16 protein-coding genes, 1 tRNA gene and 2 riboswitches are annotated in these 14,814 nt (G+C 69.0%); of the genes, 15 read left to right on the forward strand and 2 right to left on the reverse strand.

What is annotated here, in order from left to right; all coding sequences use genetic code 11:
• Positions 1 to 1,308 carry an ABC transporter substrate-binding protein gene (locus OG984_RS00630; protein WP_328529750.1) on the reverse strand — a complete coding sequence of 436 codons (1,308 nt, stop codon included), beginning with the start codon at positions 1,306 to 1,308 and terminating at the stop codon, positions 1 to 3.
• Positions 1,309 to 1,490: 182 nt separating this feature from the next.
• Here OG984_RS00630 and OG984_RS00635 point away from each other — a divergent pair, with 182 nt between their 5' ends.
• The 3 genes from OG984_RS00635 to OG984_RS00645 all read left to right on the forward strand — a co-directional run bounded on the left by OG984_RS00635 (position 1,491) and on the right by OG984_RS00645 (position 4,189).
• Positions 1,491 to 2,516 carry a LacI family DNA-binding transcriptional regulator gene (locus OG984_RS00635; RefSeq protein ID WP_328529751.1) on the forward strand — a complete coding sequence of 342 codons (1,026 nt, stop codon included), beginning with the start codon at positions 1,491 to 1,493 and terminating at the stop codon, positions 2,514 to 2,516.
• A gap of 142 nt (positions 2,517 to 2,658) precedes the next feature.
• Positions 2,659 to 3,339 carry a Crp/Fnr family transcriptional regulator gene (locus tag OG984_RS00640; protein WP_328529752.1) on the forward strand — a complete coding sequence of 227 codons (681 nt, stop codon included), beginning with the start codon at positions 2,659 to 2,661 and terminating at the stop codon, positions 3,337 to 3,339.
• Positions 3,340 to 3,370: 31 nt separating this feature from the next.
• Positions 3,371 to 4,189, forward strand: a complete 819-nt coding sequence (locus OG984_RS00645) for a hypothetical protein (protein ID WP_328529753.1) — start codon at positions 3,371 to 3,373, stop codon at positions 4,187 to 4,189.
• Here OG984_RS00645 and OG984_RS00650 read toward each other — a convergent pair.
• Positions 4,151 to 5,188 (reverse strand): CobW family GTP-binding protein, encoded by a 1,038-nt coding sequence (locus OG984_RS00650; RefSeq protein WP_328529754.1) that lies wholly within the window; start codon positions 5,186 to 5,188, stop codon positions 4,151 to 4,153. The two genes, OG984_RS00645 and OG984_RS00650, sit on opposite strands and share 39 nt — an antisense overlap.
• Positions 5,189 to 5,302: 114 nt before the next feature.
• Positions 5,303 to 5,399: riboswitch (glycine riboswitch) on the forward strand.
• A gap of 1 nt (position 5,400) precedes the next feature.
• Positions 5,401 to 5,500: riboswitch (glycine riboswitch) on the forward strand.
• Between the two features lie 56 nt (positions 5,501 to 5,556).
• Between OG984_RS00650 and gcvT the strand changes: the two genes are divergently transcribed.
• The 12 genes from gcvT (at position 5,557) to OG984_RS00710 (ending at position 14,781) form a co-directional block, all read left to right on the forward strand.
• Positions 5,557 to 6,660: a glycine cleavage system aminomethyltransferase GcvT gene (gene gcvT / locus OG984_RS00655; protein ID WP_328529755.1), complete on the forward strand. Its 1,104-nt coding sequence runs from the start codon at positions 5,557 to 5,559 to the stop codon at positions 6,658 to 6,660.
• An 8-nt stretch (positions 6,661 to 6,668) separates the two neighbouring features.
• Positions 6,669 to 7,040, forward strand: coding sequence for a glycine cleavage system protein GcvH (gene gcvH, locus OG984_RS00660; RefSeq protein ID WP_328532303.1), 372 nt, complete (start codon positions 6,669 to 6,671; stop codon positions 7,038 to 7,040).
• Between the two features lie 31 nt (positions 7,041 to 7,071).
• Positions 7,072 to 8,484, forward strand: coding sequence for an L-serine ammonia-lyase (locus OG984_RS00665; RefSeq protein ID WP_328532304.1), 1,413 nt, complete (start codon positions 7,072 to 7,074; stop codon positions 8,482 to 8,484).
• Between the two features lie 39 nt (positions 8,485 to 8,523).
• Positions 8,524 to 9,051: a helix-turn-helix domain-containing protein gene (locus OG984_RS00670; RefSeq protein WP_328529756.1), complete on the forward strand. Its 528-nt coding sequence runs from the start codon at positions 8,524 to 8,526 to the stop codon at positions 9,049 to 9,051.
• Positions 9,051 to 9,611 carry a DUF6036 family nucleotidyltransferase gene (locus OG984_RS00675; RefSeq protein WP_328529757.1) on the forward strand — a complete coding sequence of 187 codons (561 nt, stop codon included), beginning with the start codon at positions 9,051 to 9,053 and terminating at the stop codon, positions 9,609 to 9,611. The genes OG984_RS00670 and OG984_RS00675 overlap by 1 nt, the downstream gene beginning before the upstream one ends.
• A gap of 84 nt (positions 9,612 to 9,695) precedes the next feature.
• Positions 9,696 to 10,664: an SDR family NAD(P)-dependent oxidoreductase gene (locus tag OG984_RS00680; protein WP_328529758.1), complete on the forward strand. Its 969-nt coding sequence runs from the start codon at positions 9,696 to 9,698 to the stop codon at positions 10,662 to 10,664.
• Positions 10,661 to 11,095, forward strand: coding sequence for an SRPBCC family protein (locus tag OG984_RS00685; RefSeq protein ID WP_196873494.1), 435 nt, complete (start codon positions 10,661 to 10,663; stop codon positions 11,093 to 11,095). The genes OG984_RS00680 and OG984_RS00685 overlap by 4 nt, the downstream gene beginning before the upstream one ends.
• Positions 11,092 to 12,684, forward strand: a complete 1,593-nt coding sequence (locus OG984_RS00690) for a phytoene desaturase family protein (RefSeq protein WP_328529759.1) — start codon at positions 11,092 to 11,094, stop codon at positions 12,682 to 12,684. Before OG984_RS00685 ends, OG984_RS00690 begins: the two co-directional genes overlap by 4 nt.
• Positions 12,681 to 13,328, forward strand: coding sequence for a hypothetical protein (locus OG984_RS00695; protein WP_328529760.1), 648 nt, complete (start codon positions 12,681 to 12,683; stop codon positions 13,326 to 13,328). Before OG984_RS00690 ends, OG984_RS00695 begins: the two co-directional genes overlap by 4 nt.
• Positions 13,329 to 13,402: 74 nt before the next feature.
• Entirely contained in the window at positions 13,403 to 13,552 is a 150-nt protein-coding gene (locus OG984_RS00700; RefSeq protein WP_328529761.1) for a hypothetical protein, read from the forward strand.
• A 245-nt stretch (positions 13,553 to 13,797) separates the two neighbouring features.
• A tRNA-OTHER gene (locus tag OG984_RS00705) sits at positions 13,798 to 13,892 on the forward strand.
• A 262-nt stretch (positions 13,893 to 14,154) separates the two neighbouring features.
• A complete protein-coding gene (locus OG984_RS00710) occupies positions 14,155 to 14,781 on the forward strand; it encodes a hypothetical protein (RefSeq protein ID WP_328529762.1) in 627 nt (208 codons plus the stop codon).
• The last annotated feature ends 33 nt before the right edge of the window (positions 14,782 to 14,814 follow it).

Below are 14,814 nucleotides of genomic sequence, written 5' to 3' on the forward strand. Positions count from 1 at the left end.
TCAGTCCTGCAGGCCGCTCTGGTAGGACTTCTGGAGGTGCTCGACCACGTCCTCGGGCTCGGCCTTGCCACTGAGGAGGAGCTGCAGCTGCGCCGGGAGGTCGATGTTCACCGCGGGGACCGAGTTCTGGATCCAGGTGAAGAACCCGTCGGCCGCGGTCACGGCGGCGTACCCGGCCTGGATCTGGCTCTCGACGTCGGCGTCCAGCGTCAGCGGGTCCTGGTCGGTGGCGTTCGCGGCCGGGTAACCGTTCTCGGTGGCCACTTCGGCAGCCTCGGGTGAGGTGAGGAAGTCCAGGAACAGGGCGGCCGAGTCCTTGCGGTCCGAACGCGCGGCGATGGAGAACGCAAGGGTGTTCGCGGTCATGCTGATGGGCGGGCCGCCGGCCTCGCGAGGTGGGAGCGGGAAGACGCCGTAGTCGCCGTCGAAGGATGTCGGCAGCGACTGAGTCATCCAGGAGCCCTGGACCATGAACAAGCCCTTACCCGCGGCGAACCGGCCGTACGACGCGTCCTGGTTGATCGCGTTGACGTCCTTGTTGAAGTAGCCGGAGTCCGCCCACTTCTGCAGGCGGGCGGTCGCCTCGGTCGCCTCCGTCGTGTCGAGAGAGGCACCGGGCTTGCGCCACGCCACGTCCAGAACGGACTGCGGCCCCATGTAGTCGCCCAGCAGCAGGTTGTACAGGTGCCCGACGAGACCGTCGGCATTGGACGCGACGATCGGCGTGATGCCCATCGACTTGGCCTCAGCCATCACTGCTTCCCACTCATCGAGGGTCTTCGGGATCGTCTTCATTCCGACCTTCTTCGCCAGGTCCCGGTTGTAGAACACCCCGGTCAGCGGACCGGCGGCGCCACCGCCGACGTAGAGGGGCCCGGAGCCGATCTCGCCGTCCTGCACGCGCCCGGCGTCCAAGACGCTGGCCGGCACCTTCTCTCTCCACCCGTACGCCTCGTCGTAGGCATCCAGGTTGGTGACCAGCCCGTCGCGGACCGCGCCGCTGAGATCCCCGACGAGGGCGAGGTCCGGCGGGCTGTCGGAGGCGAGCAATCTGGGCAGAACGGTGTTGTAGTTGTTGTCGGCCTCGACCTGCAGGTCGACCGTGATGGCCGGATGCTCCTTCATGAAGGCGTCGGCCAGTGCTTGCTGATAGTCCTCGAGCCCGGCTGCGGTGAAGAGGGTGACCGTCGCCTCCTGCTCGCCGACGTCGGTTCGTACGCTCGTCGGACTCACCTCCGCCGCCGGCGCCCCACCGCCCGGGCCAGCGCACGCCGACATCGACGCCGCCGCGACCATCGCAGCTGCCACCCCCAGGGTCCTCAGTCTCCGCATCGGCCTCATGGGTACTCCTGTCTACCGTGTGCTGGAATCGTTTCCAGTCACAACTGTGATCCCAGTCACGAGGCTTTGTCAAGGCCAGGAGGACCCGCTCTGATGGCGTGGAGTGACGTCCTGGAAACGTTGCCAGTCGGTCGCGTATCATGCTCGACATGGAGTCTGAGCAGCCGCGCGAGTTGACGTTGGCCGACATCGCCCGGATCGCGGGGGTGGGCCTCGGGACAGCGTCGCGAGCGCTCAGCGGCGGACCCAACGTCTCTCCCGTCACACGGCAGAAGGTGCTGGACGTCGCGAAGAAGCACGCCTACGTCGTCTCGCCCGATGCCTCGAGACTCAAGAAGGGCTCCACGGGCCGAGTCGCGGTCGTGGCGCCACATCTCTCACGCTGGTTCTTCGGTGCGATCCTCGAAGGCGTCGAGTCGGTGCTGCGCGAGTCGCAGCTCGACGTGCTGCTCTACCACGTCGGCAACCTCGAGGACCGCAGGTCCTTCTTCGAGCGGTTGCCTGCCCGGCGCAAGGTCGATGCCGTCATCGTCGTGGGCTTCCCGGTCGAGGAGACCGAGCGCCAGAGCCTCGAGCTGATGCTCGGCGTCCAGGTCGTCGCGGCCGGCGGTCAGCACGAGGTCTATCCGCATGTCTGCATCGACGACCTCAGAGCCGGCGGGCAGGCGATGGGTCATCTGCTCGGGCTCGGCCATCAGCGGGTCGCCATGATCGAGGCGATAGACCCCGACCAGCCCCGCCAACCGTCCGGGAGGAGCCGCGCCTACCATCTCGCCCTGGCGGACGCAGGGATCGAGCCTGACCCGTCGCTCGTGGTCACCACCGACTGGGGTGGCGAGGAGGGCGCCGCGGCGATGGCCCAGCTGCTCTCCTCCTCCGAGCTCCCGACCGCCGTCTATGCCCACTCCGACGAAGTCGCATTCGGCGCCATGCGCACCATCCGTGACGCCGGTCTGCGGATCCCCGAGGACATCTCCATCATCGGCATCGACGACCATCCCCACGCAAGCCTGCTGCACCTGACCACGATCAGGCAGGACGCCCGCCAGCAGGGCGTCCTGACCGCCCAGATGCTCCTCGGCCTGCTGCGCCAGGAGGAAGGCACGGCGCGGTCCGTCACGGTCGACACGCAGTTGGTGGTGCGGCGAACCACTGCAGCTCCTCGGCCCGCCTGATCGCATGGTCGTGCGTGGGGCTCCGGGTGTGGCGAAGAACGCACCCGACAGGCGTGCGATGCGGGACACACAACCGGGGTTGAGGGCCTCGATCTCGGTACGCTGAGGGCTTCGGCAAAATGACGACAGGAGCGGCTGGGTAATGGATCAAGACGTGCTTCGGCACGCACCGCTTTTCAGCGAGCTGGACGACGAGGCGATGACGGCGCTGCTCGCGACGATGGGCCAGGCACGCCTCGGACGTGGCGAGGTTCTGTTCCACGAGGGAGACCCCGCGGACCGGCTCTACGCCGTGGTGGACGGCAAGGTGAAGCTGAGCCGCGCCGCGGCCAACGGACAGGACAACCTGCTGGCGATCCTGGGGCCGGGCCAGGTCTTCGGTGAGCTGTCGCTCTTCGACCCCGGTCGGCGCTCCTCGACGGTCACGGCCGTCACCGACGAGGTGGAGCTCGCCTCGCTCTCGCACGACGACCTGCTGGGCCTGCTCGACGGGCGCCCCAGCGTCACCCGTGGGCTGCTCGCCCTGCTGTCGGGTCGGCTGCGCCGGGCCAACGACGTGATCGGCGACCTGGTCTTCGCCGATGCTCCCCGCCGGGTCGCCAAGGCGCTGCTCGACCTCGCCGAGCGGTTCGGTGAGGAGACCGAGGAGGGCGTCCACGTACGCCACGACCTGACCCAGGAGGAGCTCGCCCAGCTCGTGGGCGCGGCCCGGGAGACGGTCAACAAGGCGCTCGCCGACTTCGCGGCCAAGGGCTGGGTCAGGCTGGAGTCGCGTTCGGTGGTCATCACCGACATGGAGCGGATCGTCCGCCGAGCCGGGTGACCTCTGCTCCTCGGGGGTGAGACCATCGAGCATGGTCTCGCCGCTCGATGAGCTGCCTCCGCCGCCGGCCCGGCGGCCGGATCTCGACGAGGACTTCTCCGGCGGGCTGTCCGAGCAGCGGTGGATCCCGCACTATCTGCCGCACTGGACGACGCCGGAGCGGTCCGAGGCTCGCTACCGGCTCGTCCCCGGTGCGCTCGAGCTGCGGATCGAGGCCGACCAGCTCGACTGGCGACCCGAGGACGCGCCCCTGCGGGTCTCGAACCTGCAGACCGGGACGTACTCGGGACCGGTCGGCTCCGCACGAGGTACGCACCGTCACCGGGAGGACGGGCTCCTGGTCCGGACCGAGACGCCGCAACGGCTCCTGTTCGCGCCCGCTCGTGGTCGCGTGGACGTGACCGTCGCCGCGAGCCGGGACGACGGCTGCATGCTCGCGGCATGGCTGATCGGCACCGAGCATCTGGCCGATGAGGACTCCGGCGAGATCTGCATCTTCGAGATCGATGCGGACGCGATCGGCGCGACCACGGTCGCCCGTTCCGGGCTCAAGGCGCACCACGATCCGCGCCTGAGCTCCGACATGGCAGAGGTCACCGTCCCGTTCGACGCGACCCGGGCGCACACCTGGACAGCGATCTGGGACGGGCGCGAGACCGTCATCGGCTGTGAGGGCCTCGTCGTACGACGCGTGCCGCATGCGCCGACGTACCCGCTGTTCCTGATGATCGACCTCTTCGAGGTCGGGCCTCCGTCCGGATCGCACCCGAAGACGGCGACCGTCCACCGCGTCCGAGGATGGACCTCGGAGTCAGAGACTGACGCGGACCAGCTGCCGGAGCCGGCGTAGGCCCTCGGTGCTCGGCCGCTCGGCCTCGGTGAGGGCGTCGGTGAGGTGCTGGCGGACCGAGTCGGTCTCGAGGTCGAGGCCGATGGCCACGAGCTCGCTCGTCGCGTCCGGTGTCCGCCTGGCTGCGGCGACATGGGCGCTGCGTCCGACCAGGTTCACGTGGTAGCTGCGAGGTCCCTGTCCGGTCGCGACGGCGACGGTCCCCTTGATCCGGTACGCCGTAGGGGGCGGGTCCTCGAGAAGGTCGAGCAGCCGGGCGGGCTCGATGGTGCCTGGGGTCGTCACGGTCACCGACCCGGCGTGCTGGTGCGCGTGGTGGTCGGAGGCCGCCTCGCGCATCAGCGCGGCGATCGGCAGCTCGTCGGGCGGGTCCTCGGGGACGGCGGCGTCGTAGACGAGCCGCGGGTCGATGCGGCCGCCCACTGCGTACGCCACATGGACCTCGGGATTGTGCTCCCGCACCCGCGCTTCGATCCGCGCCAGGGTCTCCTCCCGCTCGGCGGACGGCACCAGGTCGGTCTTGTTGACGACGACCAGGGAGGCGGCCGCGAACCGGACCGGTGCCGGGCCCCGGCCGTCGTCGAGGGTGTCGAAGTAGGAGGAGGCGTCGACGACCTCGATGAGTCCACCGCGGCGTACCCGCTCGACGCCGCTGAACCGCACCAGCTTGGCCAAGGTGCCGGGCTCGGCGAGCCCGCTGGCCTCGACGATGACGACGTCGAGCGCGAGCCGCGGGTGGGTCAGCTTCTCCAGGGCGTCGTCGAGGCCGCCGGCGTCGGGCAGGCAGCACAGGCAGCCGCCGGCGATCGAGGCCGGCTCGTCGACCTGGCCGGTGACGAGCCCGGCGTCGACGTTGATGTCGCCGAAGTCGTTGACGACCACGCCTACCCGAGCGCCGGGCTGGCGCAGCAGATGGTTGAGCAGCGTGGTCTTCCCGGAACCGAGATGGCCGGTGAGGATGACCACGGGGACCCGGGTGCTGGCGTTGGTCGGTGGCACCGAGCCATCGTAGAAGGTGGTGAGAACAGTTCCCGTTAGTGGGTCGCGGTGCCGAGATCTTGACGGCCGGGGAGGCCAGACCTAGGTTTGCCGCACAACTTCACATCCGCCGTTCGAACTGCAGCGGGAGAGTCCTCGCCCATCCCGGGTGAGGCGCCGAAGGAGCAAACCTCCCCAGAATCTCTCAGGCCCAAATGACCGCTGTGGTGAGGCGACCTCTGGAAAGTCAGGATCCGACGATCCTGCACCCACGGTGCAAACCGCCCCCGTCGGGCGGTGAAGCTCTCAGGTAGCGATGACAGAGCGGGGAGGTCACCCGTCCACGGGTGCCGCTTTGGGCACCCACCACCAGGGAGCCTCCCGCACACATGAGCTCATCTGTCCCTACCCCTCTGCACCAGATCCACCAGGCGCTCGGCGCCTCGTTCACCGACTTCGCCGGCTGGGACATGCCGGTGCGCTACGGCTCGGAGACCGCCGAGCACCACGCGGTCCGCACCGCCGCCGGGCTTTTCGACCTCAGCCACATGGGCGAGATCGAGGTGACCGGCCCCGAGGCCGGGCGAGCCCTCGACCACGCCCTGGTCGGTCGCCCGTCGGCGATCGGCATCGGCCGCGCCCGCTACTCGATGATCTGCGCCGAGGACGGCGGCATCATCGACGACCTGGTCGTCTACCGGCTCGAGCAGGAGCGCTACCTGGTCGTCGCCAACGCCAGCAACGTCCACGTGGTCGCCCCGGCTCTGGCCGAGCGTTCCCAGGGGTTCGATGCCGCGGTCCACGACGCCTCCGCGGAGTGGGCGCTGATCGCGGTCCAGGGCCCCGCCTCGGCGGCGATCGTCGCGGCCCTGACCGACCTGGACGTCCACTCCCTGCGCTATTACGCCATCGACGCCGGCACCGTCGCCGGGGCCGACGTCCTGCTCGCGCGCACCGGCTACACCGGCGAGGACGGCTTCGAGATCTACTGCGCGCCCTCGTCGGCCGTCGCGATCTGGGAGGCTCTCACCGAGGCCGGTACGCCGCACGGGCTGCAGCCCGCCGGACTCGCCTGCCGCGACACCCTCCGGCTCGAGGCGGGCATGCCGCTCTACGGCCACGAGCTGAACCGCGACACGACCCCCTTCGAGGCCGGCCTCGGCCGGGTCGTCTCCTTCGACAAGCCCGACGGCTTCGTGGGGGAGGCGGCGCTGGCGACGCGTCGCGACGAAGGCCCGCGGAGCATGCTCGTCGGCCTGGTGGCCACCGGGCGCCGGTCCCCGCGGGCCGGCTACGCCGTCGTCGACCCGGCCACCGGCGACGAGATCGGCGTCGTCACCAGCGGCTCCCCGTCGCCGACCCTCGGCCACCCGATCGCGATGGCGTACGTCCGGCCCGATCTCGCCGCCGCTGGCACCAAGGTCCAGGTCGACGTCCGCGGCAGCCGCGAGGACGCCGAGATCGTCGACCTTCCCTTCTACTCCAAGAAATGAGCACCGCCATGACCAACCCGACCCACCTGTCCTACACCGCCGAGCACGAGTGGCTCGAGACCCGCGGCGACGTCGCCCGCATCGGCGTCACCGCCTTCGCCACCGAGGCGCTGGGCGACATCGTCTTCGTCGAGCTGCCCGAGGTCGGCACCAAGATCACCGGGGGAGAGAGCTGCGGCGAGCTGGAGTCGACGAAGTCGGTCAGCGACATCTTCGCGCCCGCCGACGGCGAGATCCTGGAGGTCAACGCCGCCGTCGTCGAGGACCCGGCGCTGATCAACAGCGACCCGTTCGGCGCCGGCTGGCTCTTCGAGATGCGCGTCTCGGGCGCCCCCGAGCTGCTCGACGCCGCGGCCTACGACGCCCTGATCGAGGAGTGACATGACCGCCGAGGTCGCCGGCTCCGCGGCCGTGGCGACGGCACTGAGCGCCTTCGACCTCTACTCGATCGGGATCGGCCCGTCGTCCTCGCACACCGTCGGCCCGATGCGCGCCGCCAAGACCTTCGTCGACGGTCTCGTCGCTGACGGAAGGCTGGGCGAGGTGGCGCGGGTGAAGGCCGAGCTCTTCGGTTCGCTCGGCGCGACCGGGCACGGCCACGGCTCGGAGGGCGCGGTGCTGCTCGGCCTCGAGGGCGAGGAACCGGCCACGGTGGACACGCGCGCGTCGTCCGGACGGGTGGCGGCCATCCGCGAGTCCGGGGAGCTGTCGCTCGGCGGTCATGGTCCGATCCGCTTCGACGGCGGCACCGACCTGGTCATGCACCGCCGTGCCAGCCTGCCGGGCCATCCCAACGGCATGGTGTTCACCGCGTACGCCGCTACGGGGGAGGTGCTGCGCGAGCGGACCTACTACTCCGTCGGCGGCGGCTTCGTGGTCGACGAGCACGCCTCGGGCGCCGCGCGGGTGGTCGCCGACCGCTCGCCCGTACGCTTCCCGTTCGCCACCGGTGCCGAGCTGCTCGACATCTGCGAGCGCGAGGGGTTCCGGGTCTCCGACCTCATGCGCGCCAACGAGCTGACCTGGCGTACACAGGACGAGGTCCGCGCGGGCCTTCTCGAGATCTGGCAGGTGATGGCGGCCTGCGTGCAGGCCGGCTGTGACCGTGACCCGGTCACCGACGGCGTACTTCCTGGTGGTCTGCGGGTCCCGCGCCGGGCGCCGCTGCTCTACCGCGACCTGGCCTCCGGGGCCGGGGCCACGGACCCCTTCCGGGTGATGGACTGGGTCAACCTGTTCGCCCTGGCGGTCAACGAGGAGAACGCCTCGGGCGGCCGGGTCGTCACCGCTCCCACCAACGGCGCGGCCGGCATCGTGCCCGCCGTCCTGCACTACTGGGTACGTTTCGTGACGCCCGAGGCCGGGCTGGACGAGGCCGCGATCGAGGACGGCATCGTCCGGTTCCTGCTCACCGCGGCCGCGATCGGGATCCTGTGCAAGACGAACGCCTCGATCTCCGGCGCCGAGGTCGGCTGCCAGGGCGAGGTCGGCTCGGCCTGCGCGATGGCGGCCGGCGCGCTGTGCGAGGTGCTCGGCGGGACCCCGGAGCAGGTCGAGAACGCCGCCGAGGTCGGGATCGAGCACAACCTCGGTCTCACCTGCGACCCGGTCGGCGGGCTGGTGCAGATCCCGTGCATCGAGCGCAACGCCATCGCCAGCGTGAAGGCGATCAACGCCGCGCGCCTCGCCCTCAACGGCGACGGCTCCCACAAGGTCAGTCTCGACAAGGCGCTGAAGACGATGCGCGAGACCGGGGCGGACATGAAGGTGAAATACAAGGAGACCTCTCGCGGGGGTCTCGCGGTCAACGTCATCGAGTGCTGAGCCGGGGCCGCTCATAGTACCGCTTGCTATACTTGGGTCATGTCGTCACGTGGTGAGATCCTGCGCGAGGTGATGCTCGAGACGGGCACCACCCAGTCGACGCTGTCTCGCACCAGCGGTGTCCATCAGCCGAGCATCAGCCAGTTCCTCTCCGGGAAGGTCGACCTGAGCGACGAACAGCTCGACCGATTGCTGTCCTGCATGGGCCGGCGTCTCGAGGTCGTACGCCGCCCCGTCACGCCCGACCTGACCCGCTCCGAGCGCCGCTCGTGGATGCTTCATCGCCGCCTGTCAGGCGACCTGACCCCGACGACGCTGCGTGAGTGGAGGCCGAGGATCGAGCGCCGCCTCGACCACCTCCGTCACAACGTCAACGGACAACCGCACGAGCGGAACCTCGAGCGCTGGACCTTGCTCATCGACAACGAGGACGTACGCGGCCTGCAGCGTGTCATGACCGGCCTCGACCGCGACTCCATCGAGATGCGCGAAGTCTCGCCCATGGGCGGCCTGCTCAGCGAGCGTGACCGCGTTCAGGTCCTCGAGCAACTGGCCGAGGCCAGCTGATGCGTCGCGATCAGCTCGAGCACGCCATCCGTACGGCATGCCAGATCATCGGCCACCCTGAGGTGATCGTCGTCGGCTCGCAGTCCATCCTCGGATCGTTCGACGAGACTCAGTTGCCGCCCGATGCGACGATGTCGATCGAGGTCGACATCCTGCCCATCGCTGACGACAACGACGAGACCGCCCGCCTCGCCGACGTCATCGAGGGCATCGCTGGAGAGTTCTCGCCGTTCGAAGAACTGCACGGGTTCAGCATCGACGGTGTCGACCTGAGCACATCTGTGCTGCCGGACGGCTGGCGCGATCGACTCGTGAAGGTGCGGAACGCGAACACTGCTGCGCCCGGAGGGGAGCCCGTCTTCACGGGCTGGTGTCTCGACAAGGAGGACCTCTGCGTCGCCAAGCTCTGTGCGTTCCGTGAGAAGGACCAGAACTTCGTGGCGGCACTCATTCGTGCGGGCATGGTCGATCGGAAGCTCATTGCTGAGCGACTGGGCACAGTGCCGGTCAAGGATCGGGCAGCAACGGAACGTGCCGCGGCGTGGCTCGAGGTGCTCTGACCAGGCTGCATGACCCAGCGATGCACTGTTGAGCCGCAGAGCATCGTCGCATGAAGTCGTCGTCCACGGGTACCACGTCGGAGTATGGCGATCACCCTTGTCACCGGAGCGTCCAGCGGGATCGGTCTGGCTGTCGCGCGCCTGGCCGCGACCCGCGGCGACCACCTCGTGCTGGTCGCCCGGGGTCGTGAGTCGCTGGACGCCGCTGCTCGTGAGTGTGTGCGGCTGGGTGCCGCATCGACCATGGTGCTGCCGCTCGATGTGGGAGACGACGATGCGGTGCGGGACTGTGTCGGGGCGGTGCTCGACCGGCACGGGCGGCTCGACACGGTCATCCACTGCGCGGGAGTGGTCGCGATGGGTCGCACGGAGTCTTTGCCGTCCGATCTCTTCGAGGGGGTGCTGCGTACCAACCTCCTCGGGTCGGTCAACGTGGCGCGTCATGTGGTGCCGGTGCTGCGCAGCCAGGGCAGCGGAACGCTGGTCCTGGTCGGTTCAGCGCTCGGCCACATCACGGCGCCCTCGATGAGCCCCTACGTCATCAGCAAGTGGGGCGTACGCGCGCTGGCCTATCAGCTGCGCCTGGAGAACCGCGACCGACCTGACGTCGCGATCGTGTACGTCGCGCCCGCGGGCGTGGACACCCCGATCTATCGCCATGCCGCGAGTGTCATCGGTCATGAGGGCCGGCCTCCGCCTCCGGTCTCGAGCCCCCAACGGACAGCCCGACAGATCCTGCGCCGCGCCGACCGCGGCCGTGGCCGGCCACAGCTGAGCATGGCCGGCGAGGTGATACGGCTGGGGCATGCGGTGCCTCTCCTCCACGACCGGGTGGTCGCGCCGATCCTCGGCTTCCTGCTCACCGACCTGACCCGCCCGGTGGACCCACATCCGGGCAACGTCCTGACCAGCATGAGAGGCGAGAACGCCATGCGCGGCGGCCGCGGGAACGCCGCCCTGGGAGTCGTACGCAACCTGGCCGTCCGCATAACGCGCCGGGGGAGGGGTACCGCTAGGTCCAGTGACCCCGAGCCGCCGAGGACGTCTCCATGAGCACAAATCACAGGCTGGTCCACGCCTCACCCGAGCACGTGTGGGAGGTCCTTTCGGACGGTTGGCTCTACCCGCTCTGGGTGGTCGGCGCGTCTCGACTGCGTGATGCCGACAAGGACTGGCCGAACGTCGGCTCTCAGCTGCACCACTCGGTCGGCGTCTGGCCGCTGCTGCTCGACGACAGCACCGAGGTGCTCGAGTGCGATCCCGGGAGCAGGCTGTTGCTCCGTGCGCGCGGTTGGCCCGTAGGCGCCGCGCATGTCGAGATCACGGTGGAGCCGGCAGGCGAGGACACCGAGATCTCGATTCGAGAGCAGGCCGTCGCCGGCCCGGGCGCTCTGATCCCAAGGCCTGTGCAGGATCCGCTTCTCAAGTGGCGAAACGTGGAGGCTCTCCGGCGCTTGGCCTTCATCGTCGAACGCCGCCCATGAGTGATGCGTCCTACGACGCGGTCGTCGTCGGGTCCGGACCCAACGGCCTGGTCGCGGCCAACCTGCTCGTCGACAAGGGCTGGTCGGTGCTGGTGCTCGAGGCTCAGCCCACCACAGGTGGAGCGGTCCGCAGCTCCGAGGACGTCCAGCCGGGCTTCGTCCATGACACCTTCAGCGCGTTCTATCCGCTCGCGGCCGCCTCACCCACGATCCGCGGTCTCGGCCTGGACGACTACGGGCTGCGGTGGACGCATGCACCCGCAGTCCTGGGGCACCCCATGCAGGACGGCAGTTGGGCGCTGCTGCACCGCGACCGACACGTCACCGCAGAGCTGCTCGATGCCCAGCATGCCGGCGACGGCGACGCGTGGCTGGAGCTCTGCGGTCTCTGGGACCACATCGGCGAACCCCTCGTGCACGCCCTGCTGACCCCGTTCCCACCCCTGCGGCCGGGGGCTCAGCTGCTCAACGCCCTTCGTCGTGCAGGAGGCCTGGCGGCCGTGCGTACGCTGCTCACCCCGGCCGGAGACCTCGCCCGCAACCGCTTCGGTGGCGAAGGTGCGCGTCTGCTCCTGGCCGGCAACGCCGGGCATGCCGACATCCCGTTGGACTCGCCCGGCTCCGGCATGATGGGGCTCCTGCTCGCCATGCTGGGCCAGACCGTCGGCTTCCCCGTACCGGAGGGCGGTGCCGGCATGCTCGCCGCCGCGCTGGAGCGCCGCTTCCGAGATCGTGGTGGCGACGTACGCTGCGGTGCCGAGGTCACCCGCCTCGGCGTCGAGGACGGCCGCGTCACCGAGGTCCGTACCCGTGAGGGCGACCGGATCAAGGTCGGCCGGGCCGTGATCGCCGCCGTCGCGGCACCCCATCTGTACGACCGGCTGCTCGACCCCGCAGACGTGCCGCGACGCGTCGCCGCCGGCATGGCGAACTTCCAGCTGGACCCGGGCACGGTCAAGGTCGACTGGGCCCTGAACAAGCCCATCCCATGGCTCACCGAACCCGCGTACGCGCCGGGCACCTTCCACGTCGCCGACTCGGTGGAGCAGATGAGCCAGTCGTTGTCTCAGGTGTATACCGGCGTCATCCCCGATGCTCCGTTCCTCCTGGCGGGTCAGATGACCACCACCGACCCGGGCCGCTCGCCGGCCGGTACGGAGTCGGTGTGGGCGTACACGCACGTGCCGCAGACGGTGCGGCGTGATGCGGGGCCTGACGGGCTGCGCGGGCGATGGGACGAGGAGGAGTGCGAGCGTTTCGCCGACCGCATGCAGGCGCGCATCGAGCGCCTGGCGCCCGGCTTCGGCAGCGCCGTCGCCGCACGACGCGTCCTCGGGCCCCATGAGTTCGAAGCTCTCGACGCCAACCTCATCGGCGGGGCGATCGGCGGCGGCACGTCCCAGCTCCACCAACAGCTGGTCTTTCGACCGGTCCCGGGCCTGGGGCGGGCAGAGACCGGCATCACCGGACTGTTCCTCGGGTCCGCCTCCGCCCACCCCGGCGGAGGCGTGCACGGCGCAGCCGGCAGCAACGCGGCCCGTGCCGCCCTCCTGCACGACCGCTTTCGATGGGGAAAGGCAACCGCGTGAATCCCACCGTCACAGGCCCGATGGCGCGAGCGGGCGGCCGCTTGCTGCAGACCGCTGTCGGCGTACTCGCCCACCTGCGACCCGCCGACAAGCCCCTGCACCCGCACGGCACGGTGCACCTGGCCGTGCTGCGGCGGCACCCGGGAGCCACCACGGGCGCAGCGTTCCTCGATGAAGGCGGGGCGGACGAGGTGGTGGTACGACTCTCCCGCGCGGTGGGCCTGCCGGAGCCGGTGCCCGACGTCAACGGGCTCGCCCTGCGCGTTCCCACCTCGCCTGGCGAACACGCCGACCTCCTGCTCGCCACCACCGGTCACGGTCGATGGACCCGTTTCCTGCTGGCTCCCAGGACCCATCTGCCCGACGGCTTCTTCAGCACGCTGCTCCCGTACCGCACGCCCACCGGTCCGGTATGGCTCGGAGCGCAGCTCGTCGGCGAGGCCACGTGGCAGCTGGTGTGGGCACGGCCCGGGACGGACTGGACGTCGTTCGCGACGCTCGAGCTGACCGTGGAGTCCGACCGCGACCTGATGCTCTCCTTCGACCCGACCCGCTCGACACCGCCCGGGCTCGAGATCTACGCATGGCACCGCCGCCTACGAGCGCCCGCCTATCAGACAGCGCGTCAGTCGCGAACCCGGTAGACCCGAGCACTTGCCAGTTTCTCTCCGGAAAGGTCGACCCGAGTGACGATCAGTTCGACCGCCTGCTGTCGTGCATGGGCTGGCGTCTCGACGTCGTACGTCGCCCCGTCATGCCCGGCCTAACGCGCTCGGAACGCCGCTCGTGGATGCGCGCGCCCATGGGCGGCCTGCTCAACGAGTGCGGTCGCGACCAGATCCTCGAGGGAATGGCCGGGGTCAGCTAGTGCGTCGCGATCAGCTCGAGCATGCGATCCGTACGACGTGTCAGATCATCGGCCACCCTGAGGTGATCGTCGTCGGCACGCAGTCGATCCCCGGATTGTCGCGAGACTCAGCCGCCAGACCCTGTGAGGACGCCGATCGAGCCGCCCGTGGCCCGAAAGGTTGGCATCCCGCGTCTGCGTGGCCCTGCGTGTCTTGCTGGCTAAATTGCTGCGATCCACAGGCGCATGTCGGTTACCCTTAGTGCGCATTCGAGGTCAGCTCGGATAAGACGCCCGCCTTCATACGCGCCCTCGGCGCCTCTCAAAGCGGGAGGTGCCCGTTCGAGTCGGGCCGGGTGCACGTGGATCGTCTACCCCTTGGAATCTCGTTGACTCCTGCCCGCAGGAGATTCAAGACGCAAACGGGTAGTAACAATCACTTCCTTGTCACGATTCAGGTGGGCCTGGATGCTGTTGCCTCCGGCGAGGCGACCCTCAGCCCCGAATTCTCGACCTCCTGGAATCCAAAGGACCCGGTCGCCTCCGCCCGACGAAGCCGTGAATTTGCCCATAAGGCAATGTTGACGTGGCTGGTGGACGCCCTCAGTGCCTACCGTTCATCGTTGAAGTCGACACCAGGTCTCGAGTTCGATCACGACGCCTGGGAACGGGCTGAATCAGCTGATGGATTGATCCCGAAGTTGGATGCAACGGCGGAGATTTTTGGGGCCAGATGCGGCCCAGAGAGAGACCTTGTTCATATCGCCATCGTTTGGCGAAATCGTGTTGTGCACGAGGGCGCCTCAAACCAGGTGCCGCAGGCTACTCGGAACAGGCTTTCCAAGTCTGCTGAGGAAATTCACAAGGATTACCAGGGCTTGGACGTTGAGCGCACCGTCGAGAGTCTTAAACGGTCGACAGACCGTAAAGTTCCGAGTTTCAAAGAGACCACTGCTCTGGTTCGGGCGGCTCAGAGGTTCGTCGAGAATGTTGACGCGGCGGTGCTCGACACCATCTCGCCAGGTCGTTACCTCATAGATGTTCTGCGTGGCTACGTTGAGCAAGACGTGGCTACGCGGTTGTCCAACGTTTGGGGTAAGGGGCCAGATCGGACGCTGGCTTCTGTCCTTCAGGTCGCCCAGTCAGCCGGTATGTCGAGACTCGACGCCGGGGGGATTCCGATCGAGGCTGAGGTCGCAACCCTATTGAGGGCGACCCCGAAAGAAGCCAAGCGGGTACTTGGGCTTTAGGTAGTTGTTGGTTCCGTCCGTAATCAGTTGCGG

This window comes from Nocardioides sp. NBC_00368, from assembly GCF_036090055.1.
Taxonomy (GTDB): Bacteria; Actinomycetota; Actinomycetes; order Propionibacteriales; family Nocardioidaceae; genus Nocardioides.